Origin of the sequence: Streptomyces sp. NPDC019937, from assembly GCF_040631655.1 — a bacterium.
GTDB lineage: Bacteria > Actinomycetota > Actinomycetes > Streptomycetales > Streptomycetaceae > Streptomyces.
Window position 1 is genome coordinate 44,665 of record NZ_JBEYAL010000043.1, and the last position, 15,911, is coordinate 60,575.

18 protein-coding genes are annotated in these 15,911 nt (G+C 71.2%); all 18 read right to left on the minus strand.

Annotated elements, in window-relative coordinates; all coding sequences use genetic code 11:
- Nucleotides 1-4 precede the first annotated feature (4 nt).
- Nucleotides 5-3,148: a hypothetical protein gene (locus tag ABZ562_RS33395; protein ID WP_361486960.1), complete on the minus strand. Its 3,144-nt coding sequence runs from the start codon at nucleotides 3,146-3,148 to the stop codon at nucleotides 5-7.
- Nucleotides 3,149-3,161: 13 nt separating this feature from the next.
- Nucleotides 3,162-5,324: a hypothetical protein gene (locus ABZ562_RS33400; RefSeq protein WP_361486962.1), complete on the minus strand. Its 2,163-nt coding sequence runs from the start codon at nucleotides 5,322-5,324 to the stop codon at nucleotides 3,162-3,164.
- 25 nt (nucleotides 5,325-5,349) lie between these two features.
- Nucleotides 5,350-5,583, minus strand: coding sequence for a hypothetical protein (locus ABZ562_RS33405; protein ID WP_361486965.1), 234 nt, complete (start codon nucleotides 5,581-5,583; stop codon nucleotides 5,350-5,352).
- 104 nt (nucleotides 5,584-5,687) lie between these two features.
- Complete coding sequence (locus ABZ562_RS33410) at nucleotides 5,688-6,059, minus strand: hypothetical protein (RefSeq protein ID WP_361486968.1); 372 nt, start codon at nucleotides 6,057-6,059, stop codon at nucleotides 5,688-5,690.
- A gap of 4 nt (nucleotides 6,060-6,063) precedes the next feature.
- The gene (locus tag ABZ562_RS33415; RefSeq protein ID WP_361486970.1) at nucleotides 6,064-6,486 is read right to left on the minus strand and encodes a phage tail tube protein; all 423 of its coding nucleotides are present in this window, start codon (nucleotides 6,484-6,486) and stop codon (nucleotides 6,064-6,066) included.
- 4 nt (nucleotides 6,487-6,490) lie between these two features.
- Nucleotides 6,491-6,898, minus strand: a complete 408-nt coding sequence (locus ABZ562_RS33420; RefSeq protein WP_361486973.1) for a DUF3168 domain-containing protein — start codon at nucleotides 6,896-6,898, stop codon at nucleotides 6,491-6,493.
- Nucleotides 6,895-7,269, minus strand: coding sequence for an HK97-gp10 family putative phage morphogenesis protein (locus tag ABZ562_RS33425; RefSeq protein WP_361486975.1), 375 nt, complete (start codon nucleotides 7,267-7,269; stop codon nucleotides 6,895-6,897). Before ABZ562_RS33425 ends, ABZ562_RS33420 begins: the two co-directional genes overlap by 4 nt.
- A 16-nt stretch (nucleotides 7,270-7,285) precedes the next feature.
- A complete protein-coding gene (locus ABZ562_RS33430) occupies nucleotides 7,286-7,612 on the minus strand; it encodes a hypothetical protein (protein WP_361486977.1) in 327 nt (108 codons plus the stop codon).
- A gap of 10 nt (nucleotides 7,613-7,622) precedes the next feature.
- Nucleotides 7,623-7,961, minus strand: coding sequence for a phage head closure protein (locus ABZ562_RS33435; protein WP_361486980.1), 339 nt, complete (start codon nucleotides 7,959-7,961; stop codon nucleotides 7,623-7,625).
- The gene (locus tag ABZ562_RS33440) at nucleotides 7,958-8,551 is read right to left on the minus strand and encodes a hypothetical protein (RefSeq protein ID WP_361486982.1); all 594 of its coding nucleotides are present in this window, start codon (nucleotides 8,549-8,551) and stop codon (nucleotides 7,958-7,960) included. Before ABZ562_RS33440 ends, ABZ562_RS33435 begins: the two co-directional genes overlap by 4 nt.
- A gap of 13 nt (nucleotides 8,552-8,564) precedes the next feature.
- On the minus strand, nucleotides 8,565-9,074 hold the full coding sequence (locus ABZ562_RS33445; RefSeq protein WP_361486985.1) for a hypothetical protein: 510 nt from the start codon (nucleotides 9,072-9,074) through the stop codon (nucleotides 8,565-8,567).
- Entirely contained in the window at nucleotides 9,074-9,463 is a 390-nt protein-coding gene (locus ABZ562_RS33450) for a hypothetical protein (protein WP_361486987.1), read from the minus strand. The genes ABZ562_RS33445 and ABZ562_RS33450 overlap by 1 nt, the downstream gene beginning before the upstream one ends.
- Nucleotides 9,464-9,480: 17 nt before the next feature.
- Nucleotides 9,481-10,341, minus strand: a complete 861-nt coding sequence (locus ABZ562_RS33455) for a P22 coat protein - protein 5 domain protein (protein WP_361486989.1) — start codon at nucleotides 10,339-10,341, stop codon at nucleotides 9,481-9,483.
- A 17-nt stretch (nucleotides 10,342-10,358) separates the two neighbouring features.
- The gene (locus tag ABZ562_RS33460; protein ID WP_361486991.1) at nucleotides 10,359-11,141 is read right to left on the minus strand and encodes a hypothetical protein; all 783 of its coding nucleotides are present in this window, start codon (nucleotides 11,139-11,141) and stop codon (nucleotides 10,359-10,361) included.
- Between the two features lie 48 nt (nucleotides 11,142-11,189).
- A complete protein-coding gene (locus tag ABZ562_RS33465; protein ID WP_361486993.1) occupies nucleotides 11,190-12,155 on the minus strand; it encodes a hypothetical protein in 966 nt (321 codons plus the stop codon).
- Nucleotides 12,152-13,633, minus strand: a complete 1,482-nt coding sequence (locus ABZ562_RS33470) for a phage portal protein (RefSeq protein WP_361486995.1) — start codon at nucleotides 13,631-13,633, stop codon at nucleotides 12,152-12,154. Before ABZ562_RS33470 ends, ABZ562_RS33465 begins: the two co-directional genes overlap by 4 nt.
- A gap of 10 nt (nucleotides 13,634-13,643) precedes the next feature.
- Nucleotides 13,644-15,284 carry a hypothetical protein gene (locus ABZ562_RS33475; protein WP_361486998.1) on the minus strand — a complete coding sequence of 547 codons (1,641 nt, stop codon included), beginning with the start codon at nucleotides 15,282-15,284 and terminating at the stop codon, nucleotides 13,644-13,646.
- Nucleotides 15,268-15,741, minus strand: coding sequence for a hypothetical protein (locus ABZ562_RS33480; RefSeq protein WP_361487000.1), 474 nt, complete (start codon nucleotides 15,739-15,741; stop codon nucleotides 15,268-15,270). Before ABZ562_RS33480 ends, ABZ562_RS33475 begins: the two co-directional genes overlap by 17 nt.
- Between the last annotated feature and the right edge of the window lie 170 nt (nucleotides 15,742-15,911).

The window sequence follows — 15,911 nt, forward strand, 5'->3', positions numbered from 1 at the left end:
CCTCCTACAGGGCGGCGATGGCGCGGTCGGGCAGGGTGACGGCGGTGCCCGCGGCGTGCGGGATGACGACGCCGTTGACGGACCGCACGACGGTGAAGGTCTGCGGGCTGCTGCTGCCGGTGACGGCGGTGACGGTGACCCGCTCCCCGCCGAGGTCGGCAGTGACCGGCAGGTACGCGCCGCCGGTCGGCCACAGCGGTCCGGCCGTGACGGCGACGCTCAGCGTGGTGTCGTCGGCGTCCACCGCGGCCGCCAGCTCGGAGCCGTCGGTGTCGGCGAGGGAGCCGACGTCGGTCGGCGGGATGGTGATGGCGAGGTCATCGATGTAGACGGCGTCCTCGCCGCTGCTCGCCGAGTTGTCCTTGGCGTACCGGAAGGTGACGGCGGTCTTGCCGGTCACGTCGGCCGTGAACTGGGTCCAGGCGGTGGTGCCCTGGGCGCGGAGGGCCTGGACGCCGTCGACCAGGACGAGCAGCCGGTCCCCCTCGAACCCGGGGCCGCTCGCCTCGGATGAGGTGCGGTACCAGAACGAGAAGGTGGTGGCCCCGGACGGGATGCTCACGATCGCGTCGCTGGTCTGGTTGTTGGTGATGGCCCCGGAGCGGAGCGACCACGTGCCCGCGTGCGCCTGCGCGCTCGTGCGCGTCCACGGCAGGCTCCCGCCGGCCGCGATGGGGACCGTGTACGTGGTGTCCTCGAAGTCCTCGAGGACCGTCGCGGTGTCGCCGCCCGCGGCCGCCACGTTCCAGGGCCCGGCCGGGACGCAGGTGTAGGTGATGGTCCACTGGACGGGGGTGATGGTCTCGGAGTAGCCGGTGACCAGCAGATCAGCGGTGCCCGGGGGCAGCCAGGCGGGCAGGTTGCTGATGATGATGCGGTCGCCCTCTTTGACGGCGGCCGCGGCCGCCGCGAGGTGCGGGGCGGCGGCCAGGTCGACCGTCACGGTCGGGTACCGGGCCTCGTCCCAGGTGCCCAGGTGCAGACGCCAGTAGGCCATGGGCTCCGCCTGGGGGTCGCTTTCCAGGACGAGGGAGAGGGATTCGTCGTAGCGACCCACCCCGTCCGGCGGGGCCTGCACGGACAGGGCGCCCTCGGCGAGCACGGCGCGGGCGCTGGAGCCGCCTTCGCGGCTGACCGTGATGTCGTTGCGCACGTCGCTGTCGTCGTCCACCGGTTCGAGCCCGGGCGGCACCTCGCCGGGCGCGGTGTAGTCCAGCTCCAGCGCGGGGGGCTGGGCATAGAGGCTGGTCCGCGCGCGGTAGCGCAGCGCGAGCCGGTCGCGCTGCTCGCCGAGGATGCCGCCGTCGACCTCGGCCGCCTGGCCGAGGAGGTCCAGCAGGGTGGCGGGCCGCTGCGGGCCCATGGTCGGGGTGTCCGCTGCCGCTCCGCTGATGACCAGCGGCACCGACTCCTCCTGGCCGAGGCGGCGCATGCGGGACCACGCGGTGTCGCCGGTGAATCCGTGGTCCGCGAAGTTGTAGACGAGGGACGTCCAGTCGCGCATGACGGACAGGTGGCCCATGGCCAGGGTGACCTCGTCCAGCCCGGCGCCGGGCCCGGCCGCCACGGCGGTGACGTGCCCGGCCGTGATGCCGGGCAGGACGTTGGTCAGCCCGTGCGCGTCCTCGCCGATGGTGACCCAGCCGCACCGCAGCGTCGTGGACCCGCCAGCCTCGGAGGCCCAGACGTGTAGCCGGTTCCACGCTCCGGCGAAGCCGGTCGAGGGCCCGATGTTCATGATCAGGGTGGTGGTGGAGCCGCTGGTCCCGTACAGGCGCACGTTGTCCGGCCGGACCTCGACACGCAGCGTCGAGTAGGTGCCGGTGGTGCGCACCTCCAGGATCGTCGCCGAGGTGGCCGGGTAGTCCGACAACTTGTAGACGCACTCCACCCGCCAGGCCCCGTTCGGGGCGGTCGGCACCTGCGCGCCGATCGCGGCGGTGGCGCTGAGGGTCGGGAGCGCGGACGATCCGGCGAGTGTGTCGTCGGCGGCGAACTCCACGCCGTTGATGACCATGGGCTGTACGCCCGCGATCGGACTGTATGCCTGGGTGGCGTCCCGGTCTTCCTCCATCGGCCAGTAGGCCAAGAGGTTCGGATCGGTGGGGATGCGCCGGCGCAGCGTGGAGTCGAGGGGCTTCACGCCCTGGCCGAGGCGGCGCATGATGCCGGCCGCTTCGATCGGCACCCACACGTCGTTGCCGGACAGGTCCCAGCGTGCGGGCCAGCTGGAGACTTCGCCGACGAACCGCGTCCGCCACTGGGTGACGGCGGCGGTGCCCTGCAGAGTCCAGGCGCGGCCCGCGGCGTCCGTGAACGACGTGGTGCCGGGCGCCTGGGTGGTGAAGTCGGGGGCCGCGACGATCGTCCCGTTGATGCCGTTGCGGACCTCGAACCGGTAGCCGGAACCCGCGAATGGGACGCGCGGCGGGCTGGTGGTCGCATCCGGGGAGCCGACCACCAGCGGCGCGGTGCCCGCGTAGATGCTGGTCACGCCCGCCCCAGTGACCGGTGTGCCGATCTGTGTCCACGGCTCGGCCAGGGAGCGGGCCCAGTAGAACGTGACGCTCCAGCCGCCAGCCCCGGTGTCGACATCGAGGGCGGCCCGGAGCGCCGCGTGGTCGGGCAGGGTCGGCAGGGACACGGAGGCGGACAGGGAAACGGCGCCGTCGGCTGACCAGTTCATCAGCAGCCGCCCGTCCAGCACGCGCAGCGAGTAGGAGCGTTGGTTCGTCGCCCCGTCCCACTTCCCGAGCAACACCTGGTTCAGGCCGGACGCGGTCGCGTCCGTATCTACCTCGGCCCGCAGGTCGAGATCTCCCACGATGTCCAGGGACGCAGCGTCCGGCGTGGTGACGACACCGGTGGTGGAGCCGTCCAGGACCAGGCGCACGGTGGGGTCCAGGACGGAGACGCGCAGCGGGGTGTTGCGGCCGATCAGCCCGTAGTAGGGCGACGCCGGATTACGCGGGGAGTACTGGCCGAGCCGGTTGTTCAGGGTCAGCGTGCAGCGGGACGGGTCGGCACGGCTGGCGCCGTCCTGCAAACCGCGGCGGGTGGTGACCGGGTCACGCTCATAGACGGCGCTGGTGATGTCGGTCCACGTCCCGCCCACCTGCAGCTCGTAGCGGAATGCCGGGAGCGCCACGGCGCCCTCCCTTCTATCGGGTGCCGAGTCCGGCCTGCACGTTGGTGGAGTGGCCGTTGGTCTTCAGCCAGTTGCGGACGACGCGGATCAGGTCATCGGAGCCGCCGGTGACGTCCACGACCAGGCGCTGCGGCTCCCGGCCGCCGGCGGCCCGGGCGACGCCGCGGGGCGTTGCGGACGCGGGCAGCGCGTCCGAGGCCAGCTGCGCGGTGTCGCCCATGGTCTTCCGCAGCAGGGCCTGACGCTGGGCGATACCGGCCGCGAAGCCGTCGATCAGCGCCCGGCCGGAGTACAGGGTGTAGCCCTTGCCAGAGAAGGGCCCCTCTTTCGCGGGGCTGAACGGAAAGAGCCCGCGCACCTTGCTGACCAGGCTGCGGGCCTTGCTGAACAGGGCGCCAGCCTTGGAGGCGATGCCGCGGATGAACCCGGAGATCAGCGATTGACCCGCGTTGAACAGCGTGCCGCCAAGGCCGCCGAGCGCGGACCGGGCCCGGCCGGGCAGACCGCGCACCTTGCTGATCGCGCTGTTGGCCTTCGCGGTGATCGCGGAGACCATCCGGCCACCAGCGGCCGAGACGGTGTTCCACAGGCGCCCGCCAAGGGACGAGATCGCACCGATCGCCCTGCCCGGCAGGCCCTTCAACCAGGTCACCATGGAGGTGGCCTTCTGCACGGCCGCGTCCTTGGCGCGGCCGAACCAGGCGCTGACCTTGCCCGGGATCGTAGCCAGCCAGCCGACTGCCGCGAGCACACCGTCAACCGCTCCGGATACCCACGACTTCACCGCGGACCAGGCGGCGAGCGTGGCCGATTTGACGACGTCCCACTTGGCGATGATCAGCGCGACCAGGGCGATCACGATGGCGATGATCCAGCCGATTGGGCCCATGGCGATCAGCCACTGCGCGGCCATGACCGCCGCCCACGCGACCGCCCGCGCGGCCATCAGCAGGAACTGGGCGACGGTGACGGCGGCGACCCGCAGGATCGTCAGCAGCCAGGTGGCCGTCGCGCGCGCGGCCGACGCTGCCCACACCGCCGCCGTGCGCGCCGCGTTCGCGACCGCCGAGGCGGCGATCCGCACCATGGCCGCCGTCGAGCGGGCGGCCGACGCCACCCAGGCCGCCGCCGCACGGACAGCGGACGACTGAATGATGGCCGAGGCCCCTGCCACGACCGCCGCCCCCGCGCGGTACGCCTTCATGCTGATGACCACGCCCGCGATGGCGGACGCGAGTACCTTCAGGACGCTCGGCGGCAGGGCGTTGATGAGGCGGGCCAGCTGCATTGCCACGAGCGAGGTCACCCCGATCAGGGGCGAGATGGCCACGAACAGCCGCAGCGCGGCGGCGCCCAGCATGCCCAGGGTCTGCGCGCCCTGCTTGGCCAGGGCGACGAACTTGGCGAAGCCCTCGCTGCCCTTGAGGCTCTGTCCCCACGCGGCGAACTTGGCGGTCATCTTCTCCAGGCCGCCGGACATGTCGTCCGACATCGGGGTGAACGCGGAGATGATTCCGGCGATGCCGATGAACACGTTCTTCATCGACCGCAGGAACGCGCCGAGGTTCTTCTCTGCCGACTTGGCCAGGCCCTGGGCGAAGTCCTTGATGCTGCCGTTGTCGACGCCCTTCTGGATGTCGTCCAGGAAGTCGCCGATCGCGGAGGCTGCGGCCTTCACCAGGGGCGTGAGGGCGGGCAGCAGCCCGCGCAGGATCTTCAGCCCCTGGGTGAAGATTGGCATCGTGGTGCTGCTGAGGCTGTCCGACCACTTGCTGAAATCGGACTTGAGCCCGATGAACTCCTTCGCGGTCGCGCGGGTCGCGGGCGGCAGCTTGTTGAGCGCGTCGGTGTACTCCTTCTGTGCCGCCGCCGCTTCCTTCCCGCCCTTGGCGGCAGCGTCCTCGGCCTTGGCCGCCAGGTCGGCGACGTTGGCGACCGATTCCAGCTGCGGCTGCGCGGCGAGCTGGAATGCCTTCGCCGCGATGCCGGCCGAGGCGAACGCCGCAGCCATGCCGCCCACCGCGACGACGCCGGCGGCCGCCGCCGGGACGCCCACTCCGAGCGCAGCGACGGCCTTGCCGAGCCCGGTCAGGGTCTTCTTCGCGCGGTCGGCTCCGGCCTGCAGCCGGTCGGTGTCGATGCCCAGCCGCACCGTCATGCTCGCGAGGGTGGTCACCGGGCCCACCCCCTCTCACGTGCTGCTATTCGGTTGTCGTGGTGATGCTGCCGCCGAGCGCGGTGTTCGCCTGCATGGCCGCGGCCCACATCTCTTCAGGCGTCATCGCCCGGGGTCGGTCCCACTTGGGGATGAAGTCCTTGGGCTGCAGCGCGCGGCCCTTGGAACGCTGGGAGTTGGCGACGGTGGAAGCGATGATGGCGGCCTGGATGTCGCCGCGGCGCCCGTCCAGCGGCCCGGTGATCCGCTCATACGCCATCCACTCGGACAGCTCTCGGCTGCCGGTCTCGGCGAGCAGCTGGCGGACGGTCTTGCCGAGGTGCCCGGCCAGGCGGAAGTAGAACAGCCGCTCTGGCCGGGCCCTTAGTTTCCCGTCAGCTCGGCGACGTCCTGATCGCCCATGCCGGACAGGCGCATGGCCGCGTCGACCACCCGCTGCAGCGCGTTCGCGGACTTCTCGCCGAGCCGCTTGGTCTCCGCGGCGCTGCGGAACAGGGGCTTGCCGTCGGCGTCCACGATGGCGGCCGCGGCCAGCCGGGCGCGGAACCCTTCCAGGCCCTCGGACCGGATGGACGCGCCGTCCTTCCCGAGGAACTGGGCCTCGAACTTGTCCCGCTCGGTGCCCGGCAGCTCGCGCACGCGCACCGTGCCGCCCCACTCGGGTACGTCCACGTCCTCGTATCCGAGGTCGTTGGCGCCGAGGATCTGCTCGGCGGACAGGTACGTCATGGTCATGTGGTCAGCTCCCGGGGGTGAGGGTCGGCTTGCCCGAGACCTGGAAGGTCAGGGAGGCGGCGAGCTTGTCGTCGTGCGGGGCCTCGGGCTCGAAGCCCTTGAGGATCGCGGCGAAGCTCCAGCTGCCGAGGGTGCCGGGCCAGACGACCTTGTAGTTGCGCGGGTTGGGGTCGTCGAAGTCGGCCACCAGGACGTCGTGCAACCTGGGGTCGTAGTTGATGTCGATGCTCACCTCGCCGCCGTCCTTGAGGCCGCCGATGTACTCCCGCCACTGATCCGGCGATCCGTGCGAGGTGACGTCCAGCGTCTCCCGCTCCAGGGCGGGCGGCGTGATGTTGGTGGCGTTGGCGATCGCGGTGAACGACTCGGTGGGGGTACCGCCGTCACCGCGCTGCAGCTGGGTGCCGAACGCGTCGAGACCAGCCATGCTCTTACTCCTCTTCCTTGGTCATCCACACGCGGTAGGTGACGTTGATGTGCCTGATCTCGGGGTCCGGGTCCCGTAGCTCCTGGTGCTGCTGGTGGGCCACGGAGACGTCCTTGAAGCCGTCCACGGCCAGCGGCCGGCGGTCGAGGACCGCGTCCAGGGCGGCGAAGACCTCGGCCGCCTCCCGGAACCCCAGCTGCGTCGACCAGACGTGCAGCACGAGATTCGTGGTCAGGCCGCGCTGGTTGTGCGCGTCGTCAACCAGCTCGGTGATGGAGCCGAACGAGACGTAGGGGAACGCGGCGCTCTCGCGCACCTCGTCGTAGACCCCGGTCACGAGCGACATGAGCGGGGTATCGGCGGTGAGCGCGGCGTAGACGGCCCGCTGCAGCGGCCACAGGGCGGTGCTCATCCGGCGCCCAGGTGCCGACGCAGAGCGGCCCGGTACTTGCGCGGCACGGAGGGCCGGGCGGCCTCGAACGCGGGCACCAGGTACGGCTGGTCGGCCATGGAGCTGGTGCCCTTCTCCACATAGATGGCGTACTCGAGGGCGGCCTCGTTCCACACGCCGACCTCGGCCCGCCCCCACTGCTCGACCACGTCGTGGTCGAGGGCCGTCTCGAGACGGCCCGTCCGTACCGGCACGCGGGCCTCGGCATCCCTGCGGGTCTCGTCCGCCCAGTCGTGCAGGGTCTCGGCGCGTGCGTCGCGCATCGCCTCCGGGACGCGCTGCACCGCGCGCAGCGCGCGGCCGAGACCTTCCAGCCGGGCACGTGAAGCCATCGCCGGTACCTCCCTGTCAGGGCAGTCGGACGACCGCGACGGTGACCGTGGTGGTGCCGCTGTAGGTGATCGCGGCACGGCCGGTCATCGGGTCCCGGAAGGTGTTGGTCAGCGGCAGGAACGCCGCGCCCGATGCGGCGATGGTCTGCTGCGCGTCAGCGACGTCCAAGCCGCCAACGGTGCCGGGCGTCGCCAGGGTGACGGTGATGGACGAGCCGCCGCCGTTGCGGACGTGCAGGAACAGGCCCTGCCCGACCGGGGCCTGGTCGCCGCCGGACGCGGCGGAGGCATAGGTGGGCTGCAGCCCGCCGAGCGGCAGGTTCTGCGCGGTCAGTACGGCCATGGGTCTCTCCTCAACTGCGGGTGGGCTGGCGGGCGGTGCAGTCCGCCCGCAGGTAGGTGCCGGGCTCCGACGGCTCGTAGACCGCGGTCACGGTCAGGACCTGGCCGTCGGCGCGGCGCAGCTCGTCCCGGCGGCGCACGTCCGTGCCCGGGGTGAAGTAGTAGATGTGGGTCAGCTCGGCGCCGGACTGGTCGGCGGCCTGCCGCTCGCGCGCGGACGGCTGCGAGGCGCGCGCCCGGGCGGTGCCGACTTCCTGCCTGGTGGTGGACTGGCCGCCGCCCCCGTCGTCCGCGGTGACCTCTCGCCACACCTCCACCGTGGTGTTCAGCAGGCGTCCGACGCGGCTCACCGGGACTTCACCAGCCCGGCGCCGCCGCCGAAGCGGGCGGCCAGGCGTTCGCGCAGGTAGTCGGGCAGCTCCACCTCGGTGATCCGCCCGTCGTCCCCGTAGGTGACCGAGTAGTCGCCGATGCGTTCGGCGCGCACGTCGCGCGCGGCCAGGCCGGTGCCGTCCTGCTCGGACCGGTAGGCGATCAGAGTGGCGGCCGCGATCCGGCACACCAGGTCCACGATGTCCGCCGGGACGGTCGGCAGGCCGTGGATGTAGGTGACTTCGACCTCGGACGGGCCGTCTGACCCCGTCCAGCCGCCCGCGCGCCACAGCCGCCCGGAGCGCAGCCGCCAGTCCGCGACCAGCTCGCCGTCGACGTAGACGGCGACGACCGCGGTGACGGGCGGGCCGGGCAGGTCCAGCCACTGGGCGGCAGGGCCTTCCAGGGTGACGGTCGAGGTGGTCTGGCTGATCGGCACCCCGGCCGCTTCCCGTACGGCGGTGGAAGCGACGTCGAGATAGACGCCCATCAGGGCGATCTCGGCGACGTCGATGACCAGGCCGCGGGCGGTGCAGTCGGCCACCGTCGCCAACGGGGTCAGTGCCACGGTGGCCTCCTGTTCACTTGGCCATGTCGATCAGGTCTTCGCGGGTGTAGTTCGCCGCGTCCTCGGCCGAGAGCTGGCCGGTGGAGACGATGTAGGCGATCCAGTCGGCCTTGGGCGCGTCCTCGTCCGGGCGCGGCGAGCGGCCGGCGGTCAGGTCGCTGTCCCGGCCGGTCGACTCGCCGTCGGGGGCGGGCTGGTCGGGCAAGTCCTGCAGATCGCCCTTGGTCATGCCCTCGGCTACCTCGGGGTCCAGGCCGTGGACGGCGACGGCCCAGCCGACCCAGTCCGCCTTGCGCGCGCCCGCGGCCGGCCGCGGGGGCACCCCGTTGGTGAGTGCGCTCCCGCCGCCGGTTTCGTCGGCGGGAGCCGACGGCGACGGCCCGCCGAGGTACGGGGAGCCGTCGGCGTTGACGCGTCGCAGTTGGCCCTTGGTGAGCCGGTCGGCGATGTGGTCGGGCAGGGGCAGGTCCATCGCGATGACCTGCCCGCCCTCCCCTTGGATGTGGATCGTCATCTCGGCCATCAGGTGTTCCTCGGGACGCGGAAGGCGGTGATGGTTCCGGCGACGAAGCCGGTGGCGATGTCCACCAGCATCGAGCCGTCGTTCTGCAGGAACCGGCCGGACTCGAACGGGCCGATCCACTGGGTGGCCGAGTTGGCGACGGCCACCACCAGGTCGCCCTGTCCCGCGGCGATGGCGGGCGGGTTGGTGCCGGCCTTGACGGTGACGTTCCCGCCGGTGGCCCCGGCGGTCACCCGCAGGATCGTCAGCTCGGGCAGAGCGTCGGCACCGGGCTGGGTCGCCGGGATGACGTGCCCGTTGCCCGCGCCCGCGTTGGTCGCGGTGCCGGCCGGGTCGGCGAGGTTGCCGTTCGGGATCAGGTTGCTGTACGCGACAGCGGTACGCGCCATGGTCTCCAGTCCTCCTGTTACGCCGGGTCGATGTAGGCGGCGGCCAGGCAGTCCGGGCGCACCAGCTTGGCCCCATACAGGGCCAGGCCCTTGATGGCGTCGCTGAAGGACGACTCGGGCCGGTATGCCTCGGTCTTGTTGATCTGCTCGGCGAAGCTGATGGCCGAGTTGACGCCCGCGATGATGACCTGGGTGTCGCCGGAGGGCACGGGCACGTTGTTCGACTCGAGGATGTCGAACCCCGCGGCGCGGCCGACCATGCCGTTACGCAGGCTGGTGTCGGTGCCGGACTCGTTGACCTTGATGAACCGGCCATCCAGCAGCAGCGAGGCGTGCAGCTCCGGTGAGACCACGACGAACCGGCCCGTGGTGGGCACGTTCGCCTTCGACAGGCGGGTGCGCAGCGGCACCAGGATCTTGTCGTAGGCGTCGGTGGGGGTGGTGAAGGTGTTGACCGGGGAACCGGTCGAGCCGATCACGTTGCCCGCCACGATGCCGGTGTAGAGGCCGGCCACGTACTGGTCGACGGTGTCGGCCAGCCGATAGGCCGCCCGGGACATGGCCTCGGGCATCACGTTCCCCTTGGCCTGCCGCTTGTCCACGTCATCGACCTTGAACGCGAAGTACTTCGACTGGTCGACCACGAGGGTGCGCTGCGCGTCGTTGAGTTCTTCGGGCGTGATGGTGGTGGAGTTCGGCAGGTAGGTGCCGATCGTGGGGTCGGAGATCGAGGTGATGCGGACGGTGTCGCCAGCCTCGGCGATGTCGCCCTCGTAGTCCCGGTTGACCACGGTCGGGCCGGAGTAGACCAGCGCCTTCCGCAGGGCGACCAGGAGCCTGGCGGACCAGATCTCCGGCCGGAAACGGGTGATTGCCATGGTGTTGCCCTTCTGGGTCAGCCAGCCCCGAGCAGGTCATCCAGACGGCCCTCGTCCTGGGCCTTGACGATCTGCTCGGCGGACATGGTCTTGAGGTCGTTCTCGGTGAGCTGCTTCGGCCGGCTCGCCTTGCGCGCTGCGCCGCCGTCGCCAGTGCCCTGGAACCTCTTGGCCGTTGCGGCTGCCAGGTAGGGCTTGTTCTTGATCAGTTCCTCGATCGCCTCGGCGACTTCCTCGCTGTCGAGGTTGCCGTCGTCGTCCACCTCGAACTGATCGAGGTCGAGGAACTTCAGGGCGTCGGCCGGGTCGGCGAGCTTGCGCGCGGCCGCGGCCCGCACCTCCGCCCGCACGATCCGCACGTTGGCCTTGGCCAACGCGTCCTGCTCGATCTGGCGCCGCTCGGCCGCGGCCTTGTCACCGGCCGCGCTGTCGGCCACCTGCTTCTCCAGCGCGCGCCGCTTGTCCCGCTCCGAACGCCATTTGCCCTTCATGCTGGCCAGGGCGCGCTTGCCCGGGTCGCCGAGGTGGTCGGCGCCCTCGGGGTCCGCGTCGTCATCATCGGCCCCGTCATCGGCGTCGTCGCCCTGACCGTCGCCCGCGTCGTCGTCACCACCGGCGTCGTCGTTGTCGTTGTCGTCGGCGTCGTCGCCCTGGCCGTCGTCGTCGCCGCTGTCGTCCTTGGCGCCGCCGAGGACGGGCCAGATCGGATACAGCCGGTCCGGGTCCTCGCCGGGGCGCGGCTTGCGCCAGCCCACAGCGGTGGCGCCGGTGAGCGGGTGTACGGGCAGGGGCATGCTCATGGGGTTCTCCCGTTGCGGGTGAGGGCCCGCGCGTTGCGCGCGAGCGAGTCAAACGATGTAGCCGTTCCGGCACAGCAGCCGGATGGCGTGCTCCCGGTCATCGGCGAGGCGGTAGATCTCCTCGGGCATCAGCCGCGGCGCCTTGGCCGTCGCGTACCGCGCGCCGGCCCGCCGCTCGAACTTCGCTCGGCGGCTGCCAGCGATGCCGCGGCGGGTGATGCCCTCGGTCGTGGCCTGGATCTTCCGCCCGTACCGGGTCGCGGTGGTCATTCCGCGGCGCGCGTTGACCACCTGGGTGATGTCGGCCCCGTCGGCGATGGCCTTCACGGCGGCCTCGCCGAACACCTTGTGCTGCTGCTCGGGGCTCATCTGCCGGAAGACATCCATCGCGTCGACCGGCTGGGGCTGGTGAGTGCGGGTGACCGGCTCCATCGTGCAGTCGCACCGCGGGTGCCGCTCAAAGCCGGTGGTCAGCCCGTACTCGCGCCCGGCCAGCAGGATGCACCGCGCGCACGCGGGCAGCTCCACCACCCGCACATACGACGTGATCGCCGGGCGCACGATCATCGCCACCAGGTCCGCCGCCCGCCCGGTATCCGCCACGACCGTGCGCACCAGCAGATCCAGCAGCGCCCGCCCCCGCGCGAACGCGGCCACCAGCGGCAGGCCCTCGCCGATCGCGTGCAGGACCGCCCACACGGGATACATCAGCAGCTCGGCCAGCGACCGCCCGTCCGGAGCGACGCCCGTCAGCGACTCAGGGACGAGCAGGTCCGACTCGGCCCGCTCGTCATCGCGGCCGAGCAGCTGCTCCAGCCATGGCTCCGCCGACCGTGACGCGGCCAGTTGCGCCCCCGTCAGGATCGCCAGGGCTTCGGGCAGCAGCCGCGTCCACGAGCCGCGCACGTCCTCGCTGCCGACCCGCTGCCAAACATTCCCCGCCGCCCGGGCGGTCGTCGCGGCGAGCTGCGCGCGCTTCTCCTGGTGCGCGGCCGCCTGCGGCGACGGGCTCACGCCGCGTCCACAGCGTCCGCGGGCGGCTGCCCTGCTGAGGCCGCCTCGGTCGGCGGGCGGCCGGGGTTCTGCGCCATCATGCGCGTGATCTCGGCAACCGGATCGGCCTCGGCCTCCCGCTCCCGCATCGCCACCACATCGGCCACCTCGGTCGGCGTCAGCCCGTACTTCAACGCCAGCCATTCGAACGGGAACCCGATGTCCTTCAGCTTCACCAGCGCGTCGGCCAGCTGCGCGTAGGACCGCGACTCGGAGTCCGCCCACATCACATGCCCCGAGCGCAGCGCCTTCGCCTTCGCGTCCTGGCCGCGCGCCAGCGCGATCAGCCGTGCGACCTCCCGCAGTGCCTGGCCGAACCACAGCTTCTTCTCGTCCACCCGCTTGACGAGCCCCGTCTCGGCGGCCAGCAGCGCATCGCCGGACAAGTTGGCCATCTTCCCGATCAGGTAGTGCTGCGGGGTACGGGTCTGGGCTGCCAGGTGCCCGACGGCGACCTCGATGATCGAGGTGTATGCGGCCAGGTTCGCGGCCTGCCACTCTGCGAGCTTGGCGTCTTTGCCGGTGATCCACAGCACCCGCTCCACCGCGAACTTCTCGAGGTCGACCGGCTGTTTACCGACGATCTCCCCGGCCGAGTTGAGCTTGGGGATCATCGGCCGCTCGGCGCCGAGGACGACCCGCTGCGGGAACGACGCGTAGTCGCTCGCGGTGAACAGCTGCGCCCACACCAGGTTGATCGCGTCCTGCATGGCCACCACGCCGGACACGTCGCTGATCGGATCAGCCACCAGCATGGGCTTGTTCGGCAGCTCCACCATCGGCACCACGCCCATGGGGTTGGGCTGAGGGTTCGGTTCCTCGGCCAACTCCCGCGGCGCCCAGCGGCGCAGCTCCTCGTCCACGTCCGCCATCTGCGGGCTTTTCTCCTGCCGGGCCAGCGGCCGGGAGAACTTCCACACCTCATCGGGCAGGTACAGGGTCGCGAAGTCCTGGCCGCCGTCCTGCCAGCGCTTGAGCGCCGCCCGCCGCTTCCGCCGGGACCCGGGCTCGTACGCGACGATGCACTGGCCTGCGTCCTCGAAGGTGACCACCGGCATGTCCGGGTCGTCCGGGTCCCCCCACACCAGCACGAACGACCGGGCGGAGTTCACCGCGCCGAGGAACCCGAGCTGCGAATCGGCGTCCAGTCCGTTGACCTGCCACACCTCCCACAGGTCCTTGTCGGCCCGCTCCTCCCCTGCTGCCTGGAAGCCGGTCACGGTCAGCCGCTCGACAGGGCTGTCGGCGACCACCTGCACCCAGTTGTCGGAGAAGTCGCGGTAGCGGTCGCCGTGGAACTTCGCGAACTCATCCGAGGCGAACTTCAGCGGCTGCTTGCCGCGGTAGTAGTCGTCGTTCCGGTCGATCTCCCCGCGCCGGCGGATCAGCTCGCCCTCCAGCAGCGCGACCAGCTGCAGCGCACGCGCCAGCGTCGCCATACGGACCTCCTTACGCGGAGTAGAAGTAGCTCTCTTCCTTCTCAGCCAGGCCGGCCGCGATGACGTCGCCCAGCGCTTCGTGCGCCAGCACGCTGGATACCGCGATGTCGATCTTCTGGGCCGGGCTCGCCTTACGGAGCACGTACAGCCCGGAAGGCCGCTCGGCCTGGCGGGTGTTGGCGACGTGCTGCAGCGTCATCTCGCACCCGTCGTGCGTGAACGCGGCCGCCCGCTGCCCGTCGGCGGTGTTCCGCTTCAGGACGTCGGTCTTCAGCCGCTCGCACGCCGCGTGCATCTGCACCAGGCGGCGGGTGTACCAGCGCACCACCCGCTCCTCGCCGTACAGGTCCACCCACTCGTCCACCTCGGTGTCCCAGTACGGCGGGTCCGCGTACAGCCGCACCACGTCGTACCGGTTCATCAGCTGGTCCATGGCCGCGCGTACCTCCGCGCGCGGGACCTGGCCGCCGTAGTCCGCGGGATTCCAGATGGTCGGTTCGTCGTTCCCCCCGTACAGCGGGGTGAACTGATAGCCGTCCATCGTCTCGGCCCTGATCGCGGTCCAGTCGTCCATGTCGGAGCCGTCGAAGCCCAGCACGATCCGGGTCATCGGCCGTACGCGGCGGGGCTTGGCCTTGGCGGCCCACTTTGTCCCGTCGAGCCACCCAGCCGAACCGGCGACGCAGCGGTTACCGAAGAACCGCTCAGCCTGCGCCGGGTCCTTCTCCAGCAGCTCAGCCGTCTCGGCCTCGATCGCGTCGAGGTCCACGTGCGCGCTGCCCGCGTACACCACCGTGTGGATCTTCCGGCGCTGCCGCTTGTTGCCGTACGACAGCGTCTTCGGGGCCTGCGGGTGGTAGCGGAAGATGTCCCGCGCCTTCGCCTCGCTGGTCCGCTGGGCTACGGAGTCCTCGGACGGGTCCCACGCGTTCGTCGTCTCCATGGACCGGCCGCCCATACCGGCCGTGCCGCGGCGCTGGGTCTCGGCGACCCGGCGGAGCTTGTTCGCATCGGTGTAGAGCCCGGTCTCGTCCTGCATGGCGAAGATGATTGGGTTGCCCAGACGGGACAGGGCCGACGACGTGACCACGTCGATGCGGCCCGTATCGCCGACCCGGGTGAACTCCTCGCCCACTCGCAGCCGATCCGACAACGGCCCCAGCTTCACCATGTTCTGCAGGGGCCGATACACGTTGGCCACCTGGTCTTCGCTGGTGGCTGTCAGCTGGATCAGCGGTGTTGGCCACGGGATGCCCATCGGATCGCCCGGTTCGTACTCGTACCACCAGCCGCACGAGCATCCATGATCCGCACACCGGTAGCGCTCCCCGCCTTGGGCCCAGCCGTTGAAGACGACAGGGCCCGCAGCTTCGGCCAGGACGATCGTCGCCGACCAGGGACCCTTGCCGGTCTTCTGCGGCGCGACGACCTGCGAGCGCCGGTAGTGGAACGCCGGCGCCAGCTGGCCCACGCGCGCACTCGGGCGCACACGGTAGTGGTTGACCGTGCACCACAGCTGCCAGTCGTACAGCTCCAGGTCCTGGCCAGCGCGGAACCCATCGGGCACCGGGCAGTGATGTTCGATCCAGTCCGGGACCACCCACATCGTGGGGAAGTCGACAACGAACCCAGGGTCATTCGCCTTCGCCACGGGGAACGATCCTCAGCCGGTCACGCGCGCTCGGGCGCCGGGGAGCGTCCACCAGCTCGGCCGACGTCTCCACCTCTGCGGCCGGGGCGATCTTCCAACGGTTACGCAGCATCCCCTGCACCGACAGGCCGAGGCTGTCCAGGTACTGGCGGACCACCCGCTGCAGGTCCACCTTGGCGTCCGGCTGCTCGGCCTGCGCCAGCGCGCGCACGAACAGCGCGACCTCGTAGCCCTGGTCGAGGACCTCCCACGCAACAGCCTGCGGCTTGGCCCACACGTCCCGCCAGAGCTCGAACTCGCGGTCCGTCATCGCCGCCAGCGGCCAGGCCGGCGGCCCGCCCGCGCGGCCCTCGGCCGGTAGCGTCGTCCACCCGGCCTTGTCCGACGGGCGATTACGACGCAGAGCGTTCGGGTCTGGCGGCGGTCCGGAAACAGCGCGGGCTCCACCCTTGGGCATAGTCGATCACTCCTCCGCACTGCGTTGCGCAGCACCGATCGCCGTCACCTTGCGTGATCGGCTCGCATCTTCTGAACCTGACGGACTCCTCAGAGCCCTCCCCGGCGTTCGGGAACCCCTACTCGCCGGGGGTCACCCCCCACCCCCGTGACCTGCGCTTTCTCGATCCA